The organism is Chitinimonas sp. BJB300 (assembly GCF_002735695.1).
GTDB lineage: Bacteria > Pseudomonadota > Gammaproteobacteria > Burkholderiales > Chitinimonadaceae > Chitinimonas.
On sequence record NZ_PDZH01000030.1, the window covers coordinates 21911 to 42055 of the forward strand.

The 20145-nt window shown below is 55.4% G+C and carries 16 protein-coding genes and 1 pseudogene; 9 read left to right on the top strand and 8 right to left on the bottom strand.

Features of this window, described 5'->3' with window-relative positions:
* Positions 1–63: 63 nt before the first annotated feature.
* The 3 genes from purL (at position 64) to recQ (ending at position 6453) form a co-directional block, all read left to right on the top strand.
* On the top strand, positions 64–4020 hold the full coding sequence (gene purL, locus CSQ89_RS07240; protein ID WP_099405503.1) for a phosphoribosylformylglycinamidine synthase: 3957 nt from the start codon (positions 64–66) through the stop codon (positions 4018–4020).
* 27 nt (positions 4021–4047) lie between these two features.
* Positions 4048–4557 (top strand): retropepsin-like aspartic protease family protein, encoded by a 510-nt coding sequence (locus CSQ89_RS07245; RefSeq protein WP_099405504.1) that lies wholly within the window; start codon positions 4048–4050, stop codon positions 4555–4557.
* A gap of 84 nt (positions 4558–4641) precedes the next feature.
* Positions 4642–6453, top strand: a complete 1812-nt coding sequence (gene recQ / locus CSQ89_RS07250; RefSeq protein ID WP_099405505.1) for a DNA helicase RecQ — start codon at positions 4642–4644, stop codon at positions 6451–6453.
* A 43-nt stretch (positions 6454–6496) separates the two neighbouring features.
* Here the strand turns inward: recQ and mobA are convergent, their stop codons facing one another.
* From mobA to CSQ89_RS07285, 7 genes and pseudogenes are all read right to left on the bottom strand, one after another.
* A complete protein-coding gene (mobA, locus tag CSQ89_RS07255) occupies positions 6497–7078 on the bottom strand; it encodes a molybdenum cofactor guanylyltransferase MobA (protein WP_099405506.1) in 582 nt (193 codons plus the stop codon).
* On the bottom strand, positions 7075–7887 hold the full coding sequence (fdhD, locus tag CSQ89_RS07260) for a formate dehydrogenase accessory sulfurtransferase FdhD (protein ID WP_099405507.1): 813 nt from the start codon (positions 7885–7887) through the stop codon (positions 7075–7077). The genes mobA and fdhD overlap by 4 nt, the downstream gene beginning before the upstream one ends.
* The gene (locus CSQ89_RS07265) at positions 7875–8105 is read right to left on the bottom strand and encodes an ArsR family transcriptional regulator (protein ID WP_099405508.1); all 231 of its coding nucleotides are present in this window, start codon (positions 8103–8105) and stop codon (positions 7875–7877) included. Before CSQ89_RS07265 ends, fdhD begins: the two co-directional genes overlap by 13 nt.
* Positions 8105–10384: an FdhF/YdeP family oxidoreductase gene (locus CSQ89_RS07270; protein WP_099405509.1), complete on the bottom strand. Its 2280-nt coding sequence runs from the start codon at positions 10382–10384 to the stop codon at positions 8105–8107. The genes CSQ89_RS07265 and CSQ89_RS07270 overlap by 1 nt, the downstream gene beginning before the upstream one ends.
* 226 nt (positions 10385–10610) lie before the next feature.
* Complete coding sequence (locus CSQ89_RS23990; RefSeq protein WP_099405510.1) at positions 10611–10715, bottom strand: MFS transporter small subunit; 105 nt, start codon at positions 10713–10715, stop codon at positions 10611–10613.
* Positions 10716–10724: 9 nt separating this feature from the next.
* Positions 10725–12038: pseudogene (locus tag CSQ89_RS07280) on the bottom strand (L-lactate MFS transporter); the annotation flags it as partial.
* Positions 12039–12330: 292 nt separating this feature from the next.
* On the bottom strand, positions 12331–13236 hold the full coding sequence (locus CSQ89_RS07285; protein WP_099405512.1) for a LysR family transcriptional regulator: 906 nt from the start codon (positions 13234–13236) through the stop codon (positions 12331–12333).
* Positions 13237–13338: 102 nt separating this feature from the next.
* Between CSQ89_RS07285 and CSQ89_RS07290 the strand changes: the two genes are divergently transcribed.
* Together CSQ89_RS07290 and CSQ89_RS07295 are read left to right on the top strand one after the other, a co-directional pair.
* Positions 13339–13956, top strand: coding sequence for a DsbA family protein (locus CSQ89_RS07290; protein WP_139022799.1), 618 nt, complete (start codon positions 13339–13341; stop codon positions 13954–13956).
* A 17-nt stretch (positions 13957–13973) separates the two neighbouring features.
* Positions 13974–14621 carry an NAD(P)-dependent oxidoreductase gene (locus tag CSQ89_RS07295; RefSeq protein ID WP_099405514.1) on the top strand — a complete coding sequence of 216 codons (648 nt, stop codon included), beginning with the start codon at positions 13974–13976 and terminating at the stop codon, positions 14619–14621.
* A 119-nt stretch (positions 14622–14740) separates the two neighbouring features.
* On the opposite strand, the gene CSQ89_RS23485 is transcribed toward CSQ89_RS07295, so the two are convergent.
* Positions 14741–14863, bottom strand: coding sequence for a hypothetical protein (locus tag CSQ89_RS23485; RefSeq protein ID WP_255408623.1), 123 nt, complete (start codon positions 14861–14863; stop codon positions 14741–14743).
* A 24-nt stretch (positions 14864–14887) separates the two neighbouring features.
* Between CSQ89_RS23485 and CSQ89_RS07300 the strand changes: the two genes are divergently transcribed.
* The 4 genes from CSQ89_RS07300 (at position 14888) to CSQ89_RS07315 (ending at position 19980) form a co-directional block, all read left to right on the top strand.
* Entirely contained in the window at positions 14888–15721 is an 834-nt protein-coding gene (locus CSQ89_RS07300; protein ID WP_158228932.1) for a substrate-binding periplasmic protein, read from the top strand.
* Positions 15722–16123: 402 nt separating this feature from the next.
* Positions 16124–16876 carry a substrate-binding periplasmic protein gene (locus tag CSQ89_RS07305; RefSeq protein WP_099405516.1) on the top strand — a complete coding sequence of 251 codons (753 nt, stop codon included), beginning with the start codon at positions 16124–16126 and terminating at the stop codon, positions 16874–16876.
* A gap of 347 nt (positions 16877–17223) precedes the next feature.
* On the top strand, positions 17224–19485 hold the full coding sequence (locus CSQ89_RS07310; RefSeq protein ID WP_099405517.1) for a RelA/SpoT family protein: 2262 nt from the start codon (positions 17224–17226) through the stop codon (positions 19483–19485).
* 24 nt (positions 19486–19509) lie between these two features.
* Positions 19510–19980 (top strand): DUF1456 family protein, encoded by a 471-nt coding sequence (locus CSQ89_RS07315; protein WP_099405518.1) that lies wholly within the window; start codon positions 19510–19512, stop codon positions 19978–19980.
* Positions 19981–20145 lie beyond the last annotated feature (165 nt).

Sequence of the window (20145 nt, forward strand, 5' to 3'; positions counted from 1 at the left end):
GCGCAGGCACTTTTCCGGTAAAATTCGCTTCCTCTCCCAGCTCAACCGACCGGTTCGCGACTCATGCCCACCCTTCTCAAGCTGCGCGGCGGCCTTGCTCTCTCCGCCTTCCGTATCGAAAAACTGCTCAATGACCTGCAAACGGCAGGGGTCCGTAGTTTGGCGCCCTATGCCGAGTACTGGCATTTCGCCCAAGTAGAAGGCGCACTCAGTGCCGACGATAAAGCCAAACTAGGCAAGGTCCTCGCCTATGAGAACGCTGCCGAACCGGCCCGCGCCAAGGGCAGCATGATCCTGATCACGCCACGGGTAGGCACCATTTCGCCGTGGTCATCCAAAGCCAGCGACATCGTCCATCTGTGTGGCCTCAACGCAGTGCTGCGTGTAGAACGCGGTATGGCCCTGTATGCCGGCCGCGAATTGAATGCTGCCGAATTGGCCAAGCTGACCGAGCTGACACACGACCGGATGACGGAAACCGTGTGGCCCAACTTTGACGGCATTGATGCATTGTTCTGCCATACCAGCCCACAACCCCTTGCCAGTGTGGATATCCTGGCGGGCGGCAAAGCTGCGCTCGAAACGGCCAATCGTGAAATGGGCTTGGCGCTCAGCGCTGACGAGATCGATTATCTGGTCAAAAACTTCAAAAAGCTCAAACGCAATCCGAACGACATCGAATTGATGATGTTTGCCCAGGCAAATTCAGAACACTGCCGGCATAAGATCTTCAATGCCGACTTCATCATCGATGGCGAGGCGCAGGAAAAATCGCTGTTCGGCATGATCCGTGATACCCACGCGGCTCACCCAAAAGGCACTGTCGTCGCCTATTCGGATAACTCATCGGTTATCGAGGGTGCCAAGATCAAGCGTTTCTACCCGCAGCCCGGCAATCATGCCTACGCATATAAGCAACGCCCTACCCATATCCTGATGAAGGTGGAAACCCATAACCACCCTACCGCCATTTCGCCCTTCGCCGGTGCGGCTACTGGTTCTGGCGGCGAGATTCGCGACGAGGGAGCTACAGGCCGCGGGTCGCGTCCCAAGGCAGGGCTAACCGGCTTTAGCGTTTCCAACCTGAACATCCCTGGCTACAAGCAGCCGTGGGAAGTCTTCTCGGAAAGCCAGTTGGAATATGGCAAGCCTGACCGCATTGTCTCGCCTTTGCAGATCATGCTTGATGGCCCCGTTGGCGGCGCAGCCTTCAACAACGAATTCGGCCGGCCCAATCTGACGGGCTACTTCCGCACCTTTGAAGAGAAGCTTACCGGTGAGATGCGTGGCTACCATAAGCCCATCATGATCGCCGGCGGTCTTGGCAACATTGATGCCGACCATGTTGGCAAGCAGGATATCCCCGCAGGTGCATTGATCATTGTGCTGGGTGGCCCCGGCATGTTGATCGGCCTCGGTGGCGGCGCTGCTTCGTCGATGGACACAGGCGTCAACGCTGCTGATCTCGATTTCGACTCGGTACAACGTGGCAACCCTGAAATCGAACGCCGCGCCCAGGAAGTGATCGATCGCTGTTGGCAACTCGGCGACAAGAATCCCATCCTCAGCATCCATGATGTCGGTGCGGGCGGACTTTCCAACGCTCTGCCCGAATTGGTGCACGGCTCAGACCGTGGCGCCCAATTCAAGCTGCGTGACATCCACATCGAAGAAAAGGGCATGTCGCCTGTACAGATTTGGTGTAACGAATCGCAAGAACGCTATGTACTGGCTATTTCAGCCCAGGCGCTCGATACCTTCCGCGTCATTGCCGAACGTGAACGCTGCCCATTCGCCGTTGTGGGTACCGCCACGTTGGAAAAACAACTGGAAGTCGTCGACAGCCAATTCGGCAACAAGCCTGTCGATATGCCCATGGATGTGCTCTTGGGTAAACCACCCAAGATGAGCCGTAATGTAAAGCGCCTGGAACGCGACATTCCGATGTTCGACTCCAGCTCGCTCGACCTGCATGACGCCACCTACCGGGTACTGCGTCTGCCCTCGGTTGCTGACAAGCGCTTTCTGATCACCATCGGTGATCGCACCGTGGGCGGCATGACTGTACGCGACCAGATGGTTGGCCCATGGCAGACACCCGTGGCCGACGTCGCCGTCACCACCATGGGTTTTGACACACATCTGGGCGAAGCCATGGCAATGGGCGAACGCACACCGCTCGCTTTGATTTCTGGCCCAAGCTCGGGCCGCATGGCCATCGGCGAGGCGTTGACCAATCTGGCGGCAGCCCCTATCGCCAAGCTGGGCAACGTAAAACTCTCGGCCAACTGGATGGCAGCCGCCGGCCATGCTGGCGAAGACGCCAACCTGTTCGATACCGTCCAGGCAGTACGCGATCTGTCGATTTCACTGGGCATCAGCATCCCCGTGGGTAAAGACAGCCTGTCGATGAAAACCGTGTGGAAGGACACGCAAGGCGAGAAAGCTGTCATCGCGCCCCTTTCACTAGTCGTCTCGGCTTTTGCCCCTGTCACTGACGTTCGCCGCACGCTCACCCCACAACTCAAGGCCGACCAGGGCGATACCGACCTGATTCTTATCGACCTGGGTAAAGGCAAGTGTCGCTTGTCGGGCTCTGCCCTGGCGCAAGTCTATAAGCAGGTGGGCAACCACGCGCCAGACCTGGAAGACAGCCAGGCATTGGCCAACTTCTTTGCGGTAGTGCAGCAACTGAATACCGAAGGCAAGCTACTGGCTTACCACGACCGCAGCGATGGGGGCCTGATGGTGACAGTGGCTGAAATGATGTTTGCCGGCCACGTCGGCGTCACGCTCGACGTCGATGAAGTCTGTATCGAACGTCGCCGCACTGAGCGTGAATACGGTGATGTCACGCCAGAGTCGGTTGCCCGCGCCGATAATGGCCGCTTGATGGGTGTGATGTTCAATGAAGAACTCGGTGCCGTGTTGCAGGTGCGCCGCAGCGATACCACTGCCGTCATGGCCGCATTCTTTGCCGCCGGGATTCGTAGCCAGCTGCATATCATTGGCACCATCAACGATGACGACCGGTTGAAGATCAAAAAACGCAACCGCCTGGTTTTCAATGAAACCCGGGTCGACTTGCAAAAAGCGTGGTCCGAAACAAGCTGGCAGCTACAACGCCTGCGCGACAACCCTGCTTGTGCCGATAGTGAATACGCTCTGATCGAAGAAAAGAATGCGCGCGGACTCTTTGCCGAACTGAGCTTTGATCCGGAAGAAAACCTGGCCGCTCCGTATATTTCCAAGAAGGTTCAACCCAAAATCGCCATCCTGCGCGAACAAGGGGTCAACGGCCAGATTGAAATGGCCGCGGCGTTCGACCGTGCGAGCTTCAGTGCAGTCGACGTACATATGTCCGATATCCTCAGCGGCCGTGTTTCGCTCAAAGATTTCCAAGGCTTCGCCGCCTGCGGCGGTTTTAGCTATGGTGACGTGCTTGGCGCTGGTGAAGGCTGGGCCAAGACCATCTTGTTCAATGCCCGCGCACGTGACGAATTCGAAGCCTTCTTCAAGCGGGCCGACAGCTTTGCATTAGGTGTATGTAATGGCTGCCAGATGATGTCGAATTTGTCGGAAATCATTCCGGGCGCACAAGCTTGGCCAAAATTCCGCTGCAACGCTTCCGAGCAATTCGAAGCACGCTTGGTTATGGCGGAAGTCACCCAGAGCCCTTCGTTGTTCTTCAATGGCATGGGCGGGTCGAAACTTCCAGTCGTGGTATCGCATGGTGAAGGCCGTGCGGTGTTTGGTCAGGAAGCAGATCGCAAGGCAGTGCTGACAGCTTTACGTTACATCGACGACCGTGGCCATGCTACGGAAGTGTATCCGCACAACCCCAATGGCTCGCCCGAGGGTGTTGCCGGTGTGACTACTGCTGATGGCCGTTTCAGCATCATGATGCCGCACCCGGAACGTACCTTCCGCACCGTCAACCTCAGCTGGCACCCCGACAACTGGGGCGAAGACAGTGCCTGGATGCGCATGTTCCGTAATGCCCGCCACTGGTTGGGTTGATCGCCAGCCCAGGCTGACAACGGCAGCATGTTAAGCACCGCCTGGTGGCGTCACTGGGGGCCCACAGTTGTACTGTGGCTCCTGGTGATGGCTGGTTTTTATGTCGCGATTGATTGGTTGATCCAACGGCAAGACATGCCCAACCGGATCAGCAATCTCAGCGGCCAAGTGCTCCAATTGCAGCGTGCCCGTGACGGGCACTATCGCCTGGAAGGCCGCATCAATGGTCAGCTGGTGCGGTTGATGATCGACACCGGCGCGAGTGGTGTCGCGATGGACAGCCGCCTCGCCAACAAACTCGGTTTACCCCGTGGCGCTGCGATCACCATCTCTACCGCCAATGGGATGATCGAAGGCAACCTGACCCGCCTTGATGAGCTTCGCCTCGGCGATATCGTCCTACGCAATATCCCCGCCAGCATTGCGCCAAACTTTGGCGACCCGGACGAAATATTGCTCGGCATGAGTGCCCTCCGACATCTGGAAGTCAGCATGCGTGGCGACACACTGACCATCAGCGTGCCGAAAAAGCAATAAGACTGCACCGACATTCGTTTTTCAGATCGCGTTTGCCACGAAGCGGGCGGTTATAATGCCGCACCCTATGCTGTGCGCCCCTCTGTGACTTCTACCAATCAAGCTCTTTCCCTGCTGCAAACCGTCTTCGGTTACGAGCGTTTCCGCGGCCGCCAAGCCGAAATCGTCGCCCAGGTGACCGGGGGTGGCGACGCCTTGGTGCTGATGCCAACTGGCGGCGGGAAGTCACTTTGTTATCAGATACCCGCCCTACTGCGTGAGGGCTGCGCAGTCGTCGTTTCCCCACTTATTGCGCTGATGCAGGACCAGGTTGAAGGTTTGCACCAACTGGGCGTGGATGCCGCTTTCCTGAACTCCACCCAAAGCCTGGACGAAACCCGCGAAGTCGAACGGCGCTTCATGGCAGGTACGCTCAAGCTGCTGTATGTGGCGCCCGAGCGATTACTGACCCCGCGCTTCCTTGGCCTGCTGGAAAGTGGCCCGGTCTCGCTATTTGCCATTGATGAAGCCCACTGCGTGTCGCAATGGGGGCATGACTTCCGGCCCGAATACATTGGCTTGTCGCTGCTGCACGAACGCTTTCCCAAGATACCGCGCATTGCCCTGACCGCTACCGCCGACGCTGCCACACGGCGCGAAATCGTGCAACGGCTGGCGCTGGAAGACGCCGCGCAGTTTGTTTCCAGCTTCGACCGGCCCAATATCCGCTACCGCATCGTCGAGAAAGACAACGCCAAGAAGCAGCTGTTGGGTTTTATCCTGCGTGAGCATGATGGCGACGCCGGTATCGTCTACTGCCTTTCGCGCAAGCGGGTGGAAGACACGGCGCAATTCCTGTCCGACAACGGTATTACCGCCCTGCCCTATCATGCCGGCATGGCGGCGGATGTACGCGCCCGCAACCAGACCCGCTTTCTACGTGAGGACGGTATTGTGATGGTAGCCACCATCGCTTTTGGCATGGGCATCGACAAGCCGGATGTGCGCTTCGTGGCGCATATCGACCTGCCCAAGAGTCTGGAAGGCTATTACCAGGAAACCGGCCGGGCCGGCCGTGACAGCTTGCCCTCCAACGCGTGGCTGGCCTATGGCCTCAACGACGTGATGCAGCTCAAGGAAATGATAGAGGGCGGCCAGGCCCCTGAAGCGCAAAAGCAGGTGGAGCGGCTGAAACTCAACGCCATGCTCGGGCTGGCTGAAACCGTGGTTTGCCGCCGTCAGGTAATACTGGGCTACTTTGGCGAAGCATCTCAACCGTGCGGCAACTGCGATAACTGCTTGACGCCCCCGACAACCTGGAATGCCACCGACGCCGCACGCAAGGCACTCAGCTGTGTCTTCCGCACCGGCCAGCGTTTTGGCGCGGGGCATATCATTGACGTGCTGCTGGGCAAAGCCACCGAGAAGGTCAAACAGCACTTCCACGATCAGGTCAGTACCTTTCGCATCGGGGCCGATCTTTCGGAAACCGCTTGGCGTTCAGTGCTACGGCAGTTACTGGCCGCTGGCTTTCTGCAAACCGAGCCTGAATTTGGCGGCCTGCAACTTACCGACACCTCACGCCCACTTTTGCGAGGTGAGCTGGAACTGCATTTGCGCGGCTTGCCGGAAAAGAAACGCGAAAAGCCGGAACGCGAAAAGAAACGTCCCACCAGCCTCGACATCATCCCCGCCGACGAGGGCCTATGGCAGGCGCTACGTGCTAAACGCCGCGAACTGGCCGACCAGCAAAGCGTGCCGGCCTATCTGATCTTTACCGACGCCACCCTGAAAGCCATGTTGGACGCACGGCCCGGCAGCTTGGTAGAAATGGCGCATATCTCCGGTGTGGGCGCGCAAAAGCTGGAGCGCTACGGCCAAGCTTTCGTGGATATATTGCAGGCGGACCTCGGCTAGGCTTACTCTGCTTTCCAGCCACCCAAGTTAGCGTCTGAACCCGCTAATCCAATGCCAATTTCGCCAAAGCCGCCGGGCTGTTGGCGTTCATCCAATCCCCATTGAACGCGACCTCGACAACGCCTACCGAATTCTGCCATGGCATCACCGCACGCTGCCCGGCATCCAGTGTCATTTGCAACGCCGGCAATACAGTCCGTTGAATGAGACAACACAACGGTTGCACCCTGTCACCCGCTGTCGCTCGTATGATCGGCGCGGCATCGCGCATCTCCCATAGCCGGGCCAGCAAATCAAGGGGCAATTGCGGCATATCGCAAGGTACGGCCAGCAGCCAATCCGCCTGGCTCGCCATCAACGCAGCCTCGATACCCGCCAGCGGCCCAAGGTAACCGGGACGGCTATCCGTCAAGACTGGCAGGCCACTGGTGGCATAAACTGCTTGGTTACGGTTGGCGGATAGGTAGACTTGGCCAATCCCATCGGGCGTTAGCTGCGCAAGCACATGCTGGTAGAGCGGCCGGCCAGCCAACTTTATCAAGCCCTTGTCGCGCCCCCCCATTCGTTGACCTTGCCCGCCACACAAAATCACGGCATCGGGTAGTGGGTGAACCACTTCCATCATGCCTGCATACCTGTCAAACGTTGAGGATGGGTATAAACCGTCATGCGCGACTCGCGGGTAAAACCGATGAGGCAAACCCCGGCCTCATCAGCCAGTTTGACAGCCAGCGCCGTCGGGGCTGATATCGCCGCAACGATGGCAAAACCGGCTGTCGCCACCTTGTGCACCATCTCATAGGAAGCTCGTGAACTGATCACGACAAGACCATCACGCGTCGTCAACCACGCATAGGCTCCTATCAACTTGTCGAGCGCATTGTGCCGGCCCACATCTTCACGCAGCAGAAACGCACTATGCTGCCATAAGCCCGCAGCATGCACCGCCCCAGTGATAGCATTGAGCGGCTGTTGGGTCGATAAGTGGGCGACAGCCTGACTCACCTCGGCGGGCGCCAATGAATAGTTCGAATTCACTTTCGGAATCGGCCGGATAGCCTGTTCCAGTGTCTCCTGCCCGCACAGACCGCACCCGGTGCGGCCTGTCAGGCTACGTCGCCGCGCCTTCAGCTGCTGGAAGCGCGCCTCGGTAATGCGCAACTCCATGCTGATCCCACGCTCGGAGGAGACCGACTCGATATCCAACAGCTCACCGGCATGCGCAATAATGCCCTCGCTCAGCGAAAAGCCCAGTACAAAGTCTTCCAAGTCCAGTGGCGTCGCCATCATCACAGCTTGGGAAATACCGTTGTATACAAGGGCGATGGGGGTTTCTTCCGCCAGCGACTCGGCCCTTGATTGCGCTTGTCCCCGTTCAATCCGCAGCGCCGTCACTGCTTCGTATCCCGATGGAGCGATCATTAGCTTCGACATAATTCATGCCCCTTGGCAGTCAGCCAAAGCGTACGGCGCTTGCCCTCCTGCCGTGTTGCCACGAAATCCAGGCCACCCAGTTCAGCATTGCTGCACAAAACAGCCAATGCCCGGTTAAGCTGGCTCATTCCAATACCGAGCTTCTTAGCAATCTGACTGTCCGACATCCCATCACGTTCGACCAAGAGGGCAACAATCGCCATCAGCAGGTTTTCCATCAGGCCACCGTGGTCTCAGCGGTGTTCAGTGTCAATATGACCGGTATTGACTTGGAGGCCGGTGTACGCGCACGGTCCGCCATGCTGCTTAACGGGACAAGGCCATTGGTCTCGGGAAAGTAGCTTGCAAGGCAGCCTTCCGGAATATCGTACTCAACCAGCAAAAAGCGCTTGGCTTCGCGTTTTCCGTCGTGCCACACCGAGGTCATATCCACCCACTGGCCCGCGCTGAAACCCAACCGGGCGAGGTCTACCTTATTGATAAAGCACACCCTGCGGTGGCCGAATACACCCCGATAACGGTCATCCATACCATAAACCGTGGTGTTGTACTGGTCGTGGCTGCGCACCGTCATCAGGTTGAATACTGGCTGGCTGCCGTATTGGGCACGCATAGATTTGATGGGCAGGTCGGTCGGCACCGCATGCGCCATAAAGCGCGCCTTGCCTGTGGCAGTACGCCAGTCACGTTCACGCGCGGAATTACCGAGGTAGAACCCACCGGGCACATGCACGCGCTGGTTGAAGTTCTCAAAGCCCTCCACCACCTGGGCAATCTTGTCACGAATACGGTCGTAATCCTCAACCAACCATAGCCACGGGGTTTTGCTGTGCTTGAGGGTTGCCAGCGCCATGTGTGCAACGATGGCGGGTTCAGACAGTAGCCGGTCTGAAGCGGGTGGATTCATGCCGGCCGAGATATGCACCATGCTCATCGAATCTTCCACCGTAACACCCTGCGGGCCCTTGTCCTGGATGTCGATTTCGGTACGCCCCAGGCAGGGCAGGATCAACGCCGCCTTGCCATGCACCAGATGGGATCGATTGAGCTTGGTGGTGATATTTACCGTCAGATCGCACTGCTGCAAAGCCACCTTGGTACGGTCGGCATCGGGTGTCGCCACGGCAAAGTTGCCACCCATGCCGATAAACACTTTGGCGTCACCTGCCAGCATGGCTTCGATTGCCCCGACAACGTCGTAGCCATGTTTCTGTGGCGGGGTGAAATTAAAAGCTATGCCGAGTCTGTCGAGGAATGCCTGCGCGGGCCGCTCGAAAATACCCATGGTGCGGTCGCCCTGCACATTCGAATGGCCGCGCACCGGGCACGCCCCAGCCCCTGGCTTGCCAATATTGCCCTTGAGCAACAGCAAGTTGACTATGGCTTGAATGGTGGCCACCGAATGTTTGTGCTGGGTAATGCCCATTCCCCAGGTGCAAATAGTAGCGGCGCTTTGGATGTAGATACCCGCCGCCTCACGAATCTGCGCTTCGCTCAAGCCGGATTCTTCGACGATGGTTGCCCATTCCTCGCTCAGTACATCGGCCTGGAATTCAGCAAAACCATCGGTATGGCCGGCAATAAACGCCTCGTCGACATCGCCTGCCTCCAGTACCACTTTGGCGATACCTTTGGCGACAGCCAGATCACCACCAATTTTCAGTTGGTAGTAGCTCGAAGCAATCTGGCTGCCTTGGCTCGACAGCATATCGATGGGACTTTGTGGGTCGGCAAAGCGCTCCAGCCCCCGCTCACGCAACGGGTTAAACACCATAATGCGACAGCCCCGCTTGGCGGCATCACGCAAAGTACCCAGCATGCGCGGGTGATTGGTGCCAGGGTTCTGCCCGAAAATGAATATCGCTTCGGCATGGTCAAAGTCTTCCAGCGTCACCGTGCCTTTGCCTATGCCGATTTGTTCACGCATGGCGGTGCCAGAAGGCTCGTGACACATATTCGAGCAATCGGGCAGGTTATTGGTGCCAAACTCGCGAATAAACAGCTGGTAGAGGAAGGCCGCTTCGTTCGAGGTGCGGCCCGAGGTGTAGAACAAGGCTTGGTCAGGGTGCGCCAATGCATTCAGGTGCTGCGCAATCAGGGCAAAAGCACCATGCCAGTCGATCGGCACATAGCGTTGGCTCGCGCTGTCGTAGCACATTGGTTCCGTCAGCCGGCCTTGGTTCTCCAACCAGTAATCGTCGTGCGCCGCCAGCTGCGACACCGTATGGCTTTCAAACAAGGCACGGCTGACCCGCCGCTCGGTCGCTTCAGCCGCAACGGCTTTAACGCCGTTCTCGCAGAATTCAAACGTGGAATGGTGATTTTTGTCGGGCCATGCGCAGCCGGGGCAGTCAAAGCCATCGGGCTGGTTGACATGCAGCAGGGTGCTTACGCCATGGCTCATACTGCCTTGCTCACGCAAGTGCTTGAACACACTACGCAAGGCACCCCAACCACCGGCCGGCTTATTGTAAAACTTGATCGACTGTTTGCTCATGCCATCGCTCCCTCATCCCGGTTGGCATATTGCCACCGCCTATTTTTCATCTTTCCACATGGTGCCCGAGCCTCATGTCAGGTAAGAAACCTTCCTTACCGACGGACACAAGACCCGTACACGCTATGCGGTTACGGGTCTCTCGATCACGACTTAGAACCTGTTCAAAGCCTGTAACGGACAGCTTTCGGAGGCTGACACACGGCAGACTTTGACGAGTTCTTTACTAATTAAAGAGCGCCATGGTCTTCCTGAGGGTCTGGTAAACCCCCCAGACCAATGGCAATGAAACATACAACCACAAGATCACACCCTTGGCATTGGCAGTCATGATTCAGGCCTCCTTGGTCACAAAACGGGTATTGACAGGTTTGATCAGCATATTGGCGACCAAGCCCACAATCAGTAACGCCGCCATCACATACATGGTGGTGTTGTAAGCCGATGCCTTGGCGACACCTTGTTCGATTTGGTATTCACGCATGTAGTTCACGATGATGGGGCCCAATACACCGGCGACAGACCAAGCGGTCAGCAAGCGGCCATGGATTGCACCGACAAAGCGCGTACCAAAGATATCCGACAGATAAGCCGGGATCGTAGCAAACCCACCCCCATACATCGACAGGATCACGGCATAAAGGACAACAAAGAAGAGCACGTTGCCTTCAGCACCAGCGGATGGCACCAGCGCATAGAGCAACGCCCCAAGCAAAAAGAAAACGAGATAAGTCATCTTGCGTCCGATCAAATCAGAAACAGACGACCAGAAAAAACGCCCGCCCATATTGAATAGCGAAAGCAGACCAACAAAACCTGCAGCAGCAGCGGCAGTTACTGTCTCCTTGAACACTTCTTGGATCATCAACGACGCTTGTCCCAGCACACCGATACCCGCCGTTACATTCATGCACAACACGACCCACAACAACCAAAACTGCGGGGCGCGATGTGCACTATCGACGTGCACGTAGGCATCACCGGCCAGTTTGTCACTGCTTTCCTTCTCGACATAACCTTCAGGCTTCCAACCGGGCGCAGGCAGACGCACCGTAAACGCTCCAACCATCATCGAAAGGGTGTAGACCACACCCATCACGACAAAAGTTTCTGTAATGCCCGCCGTGGTGTCAGTTTTGAAATAGTCCATCAACATCACTGCCAACGGCGCACCAATCATCGCGCCGCCACCAAAGCCCATGATGGCCATGCCCGTAGCCATACCGCGGCGATCGGGAAACCACTTGATCAACGTAGAGACGGGGGAAACATAGCCAAGGCCTAGGCCTATCCCGCCCACAACGCCATAGCCCAGGTAGATCAGCCAGAGCTGTTGCAGATGGATACCGAGAGCGGAGATCAAAAATCCACCGCCAAAGCACAGCGCCGAAGTAAACATGGTAGCGCGTGGTCCCACGCGTTCCAGCCATTTCCCACCAAATGCCGCCGACAAGCCGAGGAAGACAATAGCGAGTGAGAAAATCCAGCCCAAGCTGGAAATACTCCACCCATATGTCTTGTGAAGCGGAGCGTTAAACACCGAAAACGCATAGGCTTGGCCAATACACAGGTGTATTGCCAGTGCAGCAGGGGGGATCAGCCAACGATTGAATTGAGGGTCAGCAATACTGTTCCCCTTATCCAGTGCTTTCAACAAACTCATCTAGGTGCTTCCTAGTTATGGGCGGTAGAACCCGTTTTTCGGAGATTGCGCATTATTAATTGCATGCATTGCCGCCTTGAGTCGTAGACGTGGCTCGACAAACCAACCGAATTTCATAGTTAGCCGTCATAAAAATATTGAGCGTGCTGCAGATTTTTCAGACAAGAAAAGTTTTATTATCAGGCGTACAAATACATGAATTAGAGTTATCTTATATATCTCTATCAAGCGCTGCAACAGCAATATTTTTTGTTGTTTTTTGCAGACGCTGGTCGCTTGCAGACTAGTTGGTTTTGGCTTCGGGATGCAGATATAACTGCAGGAATTCGATGAGTTTCCTCACCTTGACAGGGAAGTAAGGTGCTGACGGATAAACTGCATGTATACCGGCACGTGGCAGATGCCAGTCAGGCAGTAACTGTACCAAACCACCTTGCGCTAGGTCAGCATCCAGCATGTAATCAGGTAGTACTGTACACCCCACGCCAGCGCGCGCACATTCACGTGCGACAGTGGCACTGTTCACACGCATGGCAGCACGTGCTCTTATCGTTTGGGCCTCTGCCCCTGCTTGGCTGAAGGTCCAGGTCAATGGCGAAGATAAAACACTCAAAGCAATCCATGGTTGGCCATTCAAGTCGCTCGGCTTTTGCAAAGCGCCCAACCGCTTGAGCAAGTCAGGCGCTGCTACCGCCACTTGCTCAAACCCACCCAGCTTTACTGCCCGCAGACTGGAATCACGTAAGAAACCACCACGGATAGCCAGGTCAATCCCATCAGCCAACAAGTCGAGCGACGTATCACTCGCTATCAATTCCAGTTCCAGCCGTGGGTTGCACGCCGCAAAATGGGCCAGCACCCTTCCCAATACGCCATCGCTATAAGCCAATCCAGCCGTTACACGTAAGCGGCCCTCCAGCTGCCCATCACCGCTCATACGCTCTATTGCATTGCTCAACCCCACCAGCAGCGGTGCACTATCGGCGTACAGCATTTCACCACTCTCGGTTGTCACTACCCGCCGTGTCGTGCGGACAAACAGCGCAACACCGAGCTCAGCTTCCAGTTTGGCGACTTGCTGGCTGACTTGTGACTTGGCCATACCCAAGCGTTCGGCGGCGGCTGTAAACCCACCGCATTCCACCACTGCCGCAAACATCGCCAAGCGATTCAAATCAGGCTGCTGCATGGCTTATTGTTCTCCCATCAAGAACAATGAATTCTGCTTTATGGCATTTATTTGATCAATAAGAATGCGCAATATACGTCCATCAACAGACGGACTAAAACCATGCAACCCAAGCTCACCTTATTATTCGACCCACTTTGCGGCTGGTGTTATGGCGCCCACTCTGCGCTTGCAGGCATCGATGCTGCGTTCAAACCTGAATGGACATTGCTGCCTACAGGCCTATTCACCAAACCTCAGCCCATGAGTGCGGAAGCCGCCGCCTACTATTGGCAAAACGACCAACGCATCGCCGAACTGACCGGCCAAATTTTCAGTACACGTTATCGCGATCAAATACTGGGGGATCACACTGCCGCGTTTGATTCCACGACCGCAACCCAGGCATGGATTAGGCTGTCTGCCGCACAACCCAAACAAAGCCTTGCTGCTCTAGCCCGTATTCAAGCACTGCGCTATAGGGACGGCATGCCCCATGATGCCAGCACCCTCGCACAAATCGCTGCCGAATTCGGCTTGGATGCAGAAACGTTTGAAAAGGAGATGCACACCGGTTGGCCTGATGGGGCGGTAGCCCAGATGACACAAGCCCAAAATCTGATGCAGCAATACCAATTACGCGGCGTGCCCACCTTGTTATTTGAGGATCAAGTCATACCGAGTCAATTCTTGTATCAAACGCAAGACCTCGTTGCTTATATTCATTCTCTAACCAACTGAAATAAAAAAGGAAAACCATGAAAATCGCACTGATCGGCGCCACCGGATTTGTTGGAAGCGCCCTGCTGAATGAAGCCCTGGAACGCGGCCATCATGTGACGGCCTTAAGTCGCAACCCCGATAAATTGGCTAAGCACACCCATCTAAAAACCGTACCAGCCGATGTGTACAACACCAAAGAGGTCGCTGCCGCAGTAGCCAATGCTGACGTCGTCATCAGCGCCTTCAACCCAGGTTGGGATAAAGCCGACATACAGGCACTGTTCTTGAAAGGCCAGAATGCCATCGTCGCAGGTGTGAAAACCGCTGGCGTGAAACGTTTCATCAGCGTGGGCGGTGCGGGTAGCTTGTATATTGCACCCGGCTTGCAACTGGTCGATACAGCGGAGTTTCCAGCCGTATGGAAAGAAGGTGCGCTTGGCGCACGGGAAGCGCTGAATCAGATCAAACTGGAATCCAGCCTCGATTGGACCTTCGTCTCCCCACCTGTTGGACTCGCCCCAGGAGCCAAAAGCGGAAAGTATCGCTTGGGCACAGACGATGTATTGTTCGAGGGCGACCAACCTGCCGGGATTTCCACAGCTGACCTGGCCGTTGCCATTCTGGATGAAGTTGAATCCCCCAGACACATACAGCGCCGGTTTACCGCAGCTAGCCAAAAATAAAGGCATAGCCCAGCTTGTGCAATGCACTCCCAGGCATCGCATAAGCCGCATTACACCTGATCAAGCCCTATTAGTGGTTTACTGAGTAGTGCTGTTTGATTATTCAGTCTTAGACCTGCTTACAATCTGTAGCGAGCAGCTGTCAGCAGGGTGAAGCGCAGCACAGAAACCGGAATGTACTTGAGTTCATGAGGATTTTGAGTAGCACCTGAACCCTGATCACGGCTGCGCGGTAAGATCATGAACAGGTTCCAAGGCCGATCACTTTGGCCCATAGACAGCTAAACTTCAATTGGCCGGATTCTCAGTCTATCGTATTTGTATGGCTGGTCCTCTTTGGCTGGCACAGGGAGAACGATGCGGCTTTGCTGCTGGCTGGTAGCCTTACGGGCTTTGTTCACGACGCCCTATGCGGCCAATACCGTAGCTTGGCCAATGGTGAATGGCCGCCTTACGCAGGGGAAACACTGCCGGAAGGCGGCATCGGCACGCATATTGTCCGTGCTGCGCTGGCTGCCGAAGGTATTACGGTCGAATTTGACTATCTGTCGTGGAAGCGCGGTTTGGAAATTGCGAAACGCGGCTTGCTGGTTGGGGCCATCCTCTGGGTTCCGCTCCCTGAAAGGGAAGCGGACTTCCTATTTTCCGACCCCATTATGAATACGGATTTTGTGCTGCTCTACCGACAGAATAAACCGCTCAATAGCGTCAAGCAGGTGAAGGGCTTTCAGTTTGGTATGGCAAATGGTTATTCCTACGAAAAGATGCCGGAGTTGACCAGCTTGGTGCGCGAATCCGGCAAACCATCGGTAGTGGTTGCAGACGATGAATCAGGCATCAAAGCGGTAATCCAGGAACGCATCGATCTCTTTCCTATCGACCGTCAGGTAGGACGTTGGTTGTTGTCCAACATGCCTGCCCCCAACGTCCCTGTCCTTGTAAATGAACCCCCTATCAGGGTTGACCAACTGGTGGTCCTATTTCCCCGCACGTCCGCACGTTCCAAATGGCTGCAAGAACGCATGAATGCCGGCCTCGCCAATCTACGTGCATCAGGCCAGCTTACCAACTGGCTACAAGAAGCAGCGCACTCGCCTTAAGAACCTGTTTAATGCCTTACTGTGCTTCACCCTACTAAAGTCCGCTCGCTGCAGACTTTGAACAGGGTACTGACAATGGAGCGGGCGAAGCCGCTACTTCCTCTTCTTCCCCGTTGCCTATTTCGTAAATGAATATTTTGACTGCACCCAAGAACGGGAAAAGCACACCTTTATCGTTGGCTGAGTATGTCGTTGCCGAGTAGTGACGTCAGCCTTATCCTCAGACAAATCGGTTTGTAAAGCCAATCCAAGGCAGCCAAAGACACAAGCAAGAGAGCGGCGTAGTTATGCCAACTTTGTATAGATCATGATGGCCAATCAGCAGAATGGCTTCAATTAAAGGGTTTCTAGGTCTATCTTATTTTTACATGCTTAGCCTTGTCGACTAGCAAGGGAGAAACGATGCGGTTTTGTTGCTGGTTATTCGCCATTCTGGTCCTGGTCGCCACGACTAATGCGGCCGAAACCATACGGTTGGCTAATGGTGAATGGCCCCCGTACGCAGGCGAGTCGCTACCTTATGGTGGAATTGGCACACGTATCGTCCGCGCTGCACTCGCCGAAGAAGGTGTGACAGTCGAGTTTGTCTATCTTTCATGGAAACGTGGTTTGGAAATCGCCAAGCGGGGCATGCTTGATGGGGCGATTCTTTGGGCACCGACACCGGATAAATTGGTCGACTTCCTAGCTTCCGAATCCATCATGTCCAGTGATGTGATCTTGTTATATCGACAAAACAAACCCCTGGATCCCATCAAGCAAGTGCAATTAAAAGGATATCAATTCGGCTTGCCAAATGGCTACTCGTATGACCAATACCCCGAGTTGATCAAAATGATCCGCGATTCCGGTAAACCAGCAATCACGATTGATGATGATGACCTGGGCGTAAAAGCCCTCATCCAAGAGCGGATTGATGCCTACCCTATTGACCGGCATGTAGCACGGTGGCTACTGGCCAACATGCCCGCCCCTTCCGTACCAATCATCGTATTGGAACCCCCGATAAAAACAGGCCCCCTAGCGGTGCTTTTCAACCTTAAATCGCCCCGTGCCAAATGGCTGCAGGAGCGTATGAATGCCGGCTTGGCCAAACTGCGAGCTTCGGGCCAACTCGCTGCCTGGATACGTGAAGTCGGGCAAGCCACCCCCTAGATAAATTTCAACAACTCCCACTTGCGCCAAGTAATAACCCCAAACTCGATGGTTGAGCACAAAAAAAGCCGGCCCCTGTTGGGGGGCCGGTAATCCGTACTGGATGATGACGCACACATCGCATTGAGGCAGTTGAGGGACGCATCAATGCGCTGCATCTACCAGATCAACTGAGGCCATTCGCTTCCCGATCGCAACCGCCGGAGCTGACTGAGCAGATGAATAAATAGTATCGATAACTATTCGCATTTGCAAACTGTTTCTGGATTTTATTTGCTGTCTTCTGTCTAATTACGCCTGTTGTCCTCATCGCCAAGCCCGCCAAGGGCGCATGGCATAATTACGCCATGGTTGCTCCTACCCGCCCTCTCGCCGTTTCCGTAGCTGAAGCTGCCGACCCACAAGCATGGCTTTCACGGTTGACCGACCGCTACACGCCTGAAGAAATGTCCCAACTGGCAATCGCCATGGAATGGGCTCAGACGTTGTATGCCGGCCGCTGCTACAGCCCCATCGACGCACCGGTGTTCCCTCATGCTGTCGCGGCCGCCAGTATCGTGGCCGACCTACGATTATCCGCAGACACCGTCATCGCCAGCCTGCTTTTCTGTGCGCCAGACTACCTGCCCGATGCTTACGAACAAATTGGCGCACGCTTCGGCGAGACCGTTGCCAAACTGGTTGATGGCATCAGCAAAGTGCGCAAAATGGCTGCGCTAAGCCGTATCGAAGCCAGCCGGAAAGAAGATGCCCAGCAGCAGATTGAAACCGTACGCAAAATGTTGCTGGCCATGGTGGAAGACATACGCGTCGTGTTGGTCAAGCTGGCTTGGCGTACCCAGACCATGCATTACTTGGCAAAATGCGACGAAGCCGTCCGGGTGCCCATTGCCCGCGAGACACTCGATATCTTCGCGCCATTGGCCAATAGGCTGGGTGTGTGGCAAATCAAATGGGAATTGGAAGACCTCGGTTTTCGCCACCTGGAGCCCGTCACTTACAAGAAAATTGCCAGTCTGCTCGATGAAAAGCGTGTAGATCGAGAAAACTTCATTGCCGAATCCATCGCCTTTATGCGTGACGAGCTACTCAAACAAGGTATCAAGGCCGACCTAATGGGTCGCCCTAAACACATCTTCAGTATCTATAAGAAGATGAAGAAAAAACGGCTCGACTTCAGCGAGATGTACGACATCCGCGCAATACGCGTGCTTGTCAACTCGATTCCAGAGTGCTACACCGCCCTGGGGGTTGTTCATAACCTGTGGCAACCCATCCCTGGCGAATTCGACGACTACATCAGCAAACCCAAGGGCAACTTCTACCGCAGCTTACACACTGTTGTGATGGGCCCCAACGATAAGGCCCTGGAGGTACAGATACGTACCTTTGACATGCACGAGCATGCCGAATACGGTGTAGCCGCTCATTGGCGCTACAAGGAAGGTGGTCAGGGCGACACCCGTTACGAAGAGAAAATCGCGTGGCTCCGCCAATTGCTGGATTGGCGTGATGATATGAGCCAGCAAAATACCGGCCAATCCGACAGCTCATCTGCCGATAACTTCGGCACGTGGCGCCACACAGCCGCGCTGGCCGAAGCGTTTCAAGCAGAACAATTCGACGATAGCATCTACGCCCTGACGCCAGCGGGCCGGGTGATCGTACTGCCGCACGGATCAACACCGGTCGATTTCGCCTACCACCTACATACCGACCTCGGCCATCGCTGCAGAGGCGCAAAAGTGGATGGCCATATCGTGCCGTTGGACACCGCTTTGCAAACGGGCCAACGTGTTGAAATTATCGCGGCGAAGGAAGGCGGCCCTAGCCTGGATTGGCTGCACCAGGGCTATCTCAAAAGTCACCGAGCCGTCACCAAGGTACGCCACTGGGTACGCCAACAAAACCTGGATGTCGCAATCGAAGCCGGCCGTACCATTCTTGACCGTGAAGTGGGCCGTACCGGTACCCATCCAAACTTGGAAGAACTCGCCGACAAGCTTGGTTTCAAACACCTGAATGAACTATTGGCCGCCGTAGGCCAGAACGAAGTAACAGCGCGAGATTTGGCTCTTGCGTTGGCCCCGGCACCTGTAGCCACACTGGTCGAAGCCGAAAACATCGTCAAACGCGCCCGAGCCGACACGCATGGCGAAGGTATCCTGATTGAAGGTGTCGATAAGCTGATGACCATGCTGGCAAAGTGCTGCAAACCTGTGCCCCCCGACGCGGTGATTGGCTTTGTCACAAAGGGGCGTGGCATCAGTATTCACCGCCGCGACTGTGCCACCCTCAAGCGGCTATCCGCCAATGCGCCGGAGCGGCTGATTACCGCCGACTGGGGGAATAAACTTAGCTGCCCCCAACAAAGCCAAGTGTTTTCAGCCGATATTGCAGTGGAAGCACATGATAGACCCAGCTTGCTGCGTGATATTTCTGATCTGTTCTCTCGTGACAAGATCAATGTCACCGCAGCACAAACCCTAACTCGCAATCAGTTCGCCCGTATGCGTTTTACGCTGGAGATTCGTGACGCCCAAACATTGCGCCGTGTCATGGATAATGTACAAACCATCCCCGGCGTCATCAGCGTCATTCGTCGTTAAGCGTATACACAGAAAGTCCCCTTCATGATTCACAACGACGTGATGCGTAGCATCCGCTACATCCTCAACATCAGCGATGTTCGTATTGTTGGCATCATTCAGTTAGGCGGTCTGGAAATCGACAAAACTCATGTCATCGCCTACCTGAAAAAAGAAGATGAGGAAGGCTATATCGATTGCCCGGACAATGTGATGGCCCACTTCCTCGATGGCCTCATCATCCACAAACGCGGCCGCGACGAAAATCACCCCCCTCCTCCCATTGAACTACCTATCCACAACAACACCGTGCTGAAAAAGCTGAGAGTCACCTTCGAATTACGCGAAGAAGATATCTTGGCCATCCTGGAACAAGCTGGCTTTACAACGTCAAAACCCGAACTCAGCGCCCTCTTTCGTAAGCCAGACCACAAAAACTACCGACGTTGCGGCGATCAGTTCCTACGCAATTTTCTTAAAGGTTTAACACTCAGGTTGCGCCCGGATACACGCTAGACAGTAGATTCACCACAAAAAACCCCGGCCAATCGGCCTAATGCCGTTCACTTTAGCCAGTGAACGGCATTTCTCTTGCCAGTCGTGAGTCCTGCTGTCATGTTGTCCACGAACGTTTCAAGTGGATATCTGGATGCTCGGCAAGGCTCACAAACACCCCGATTT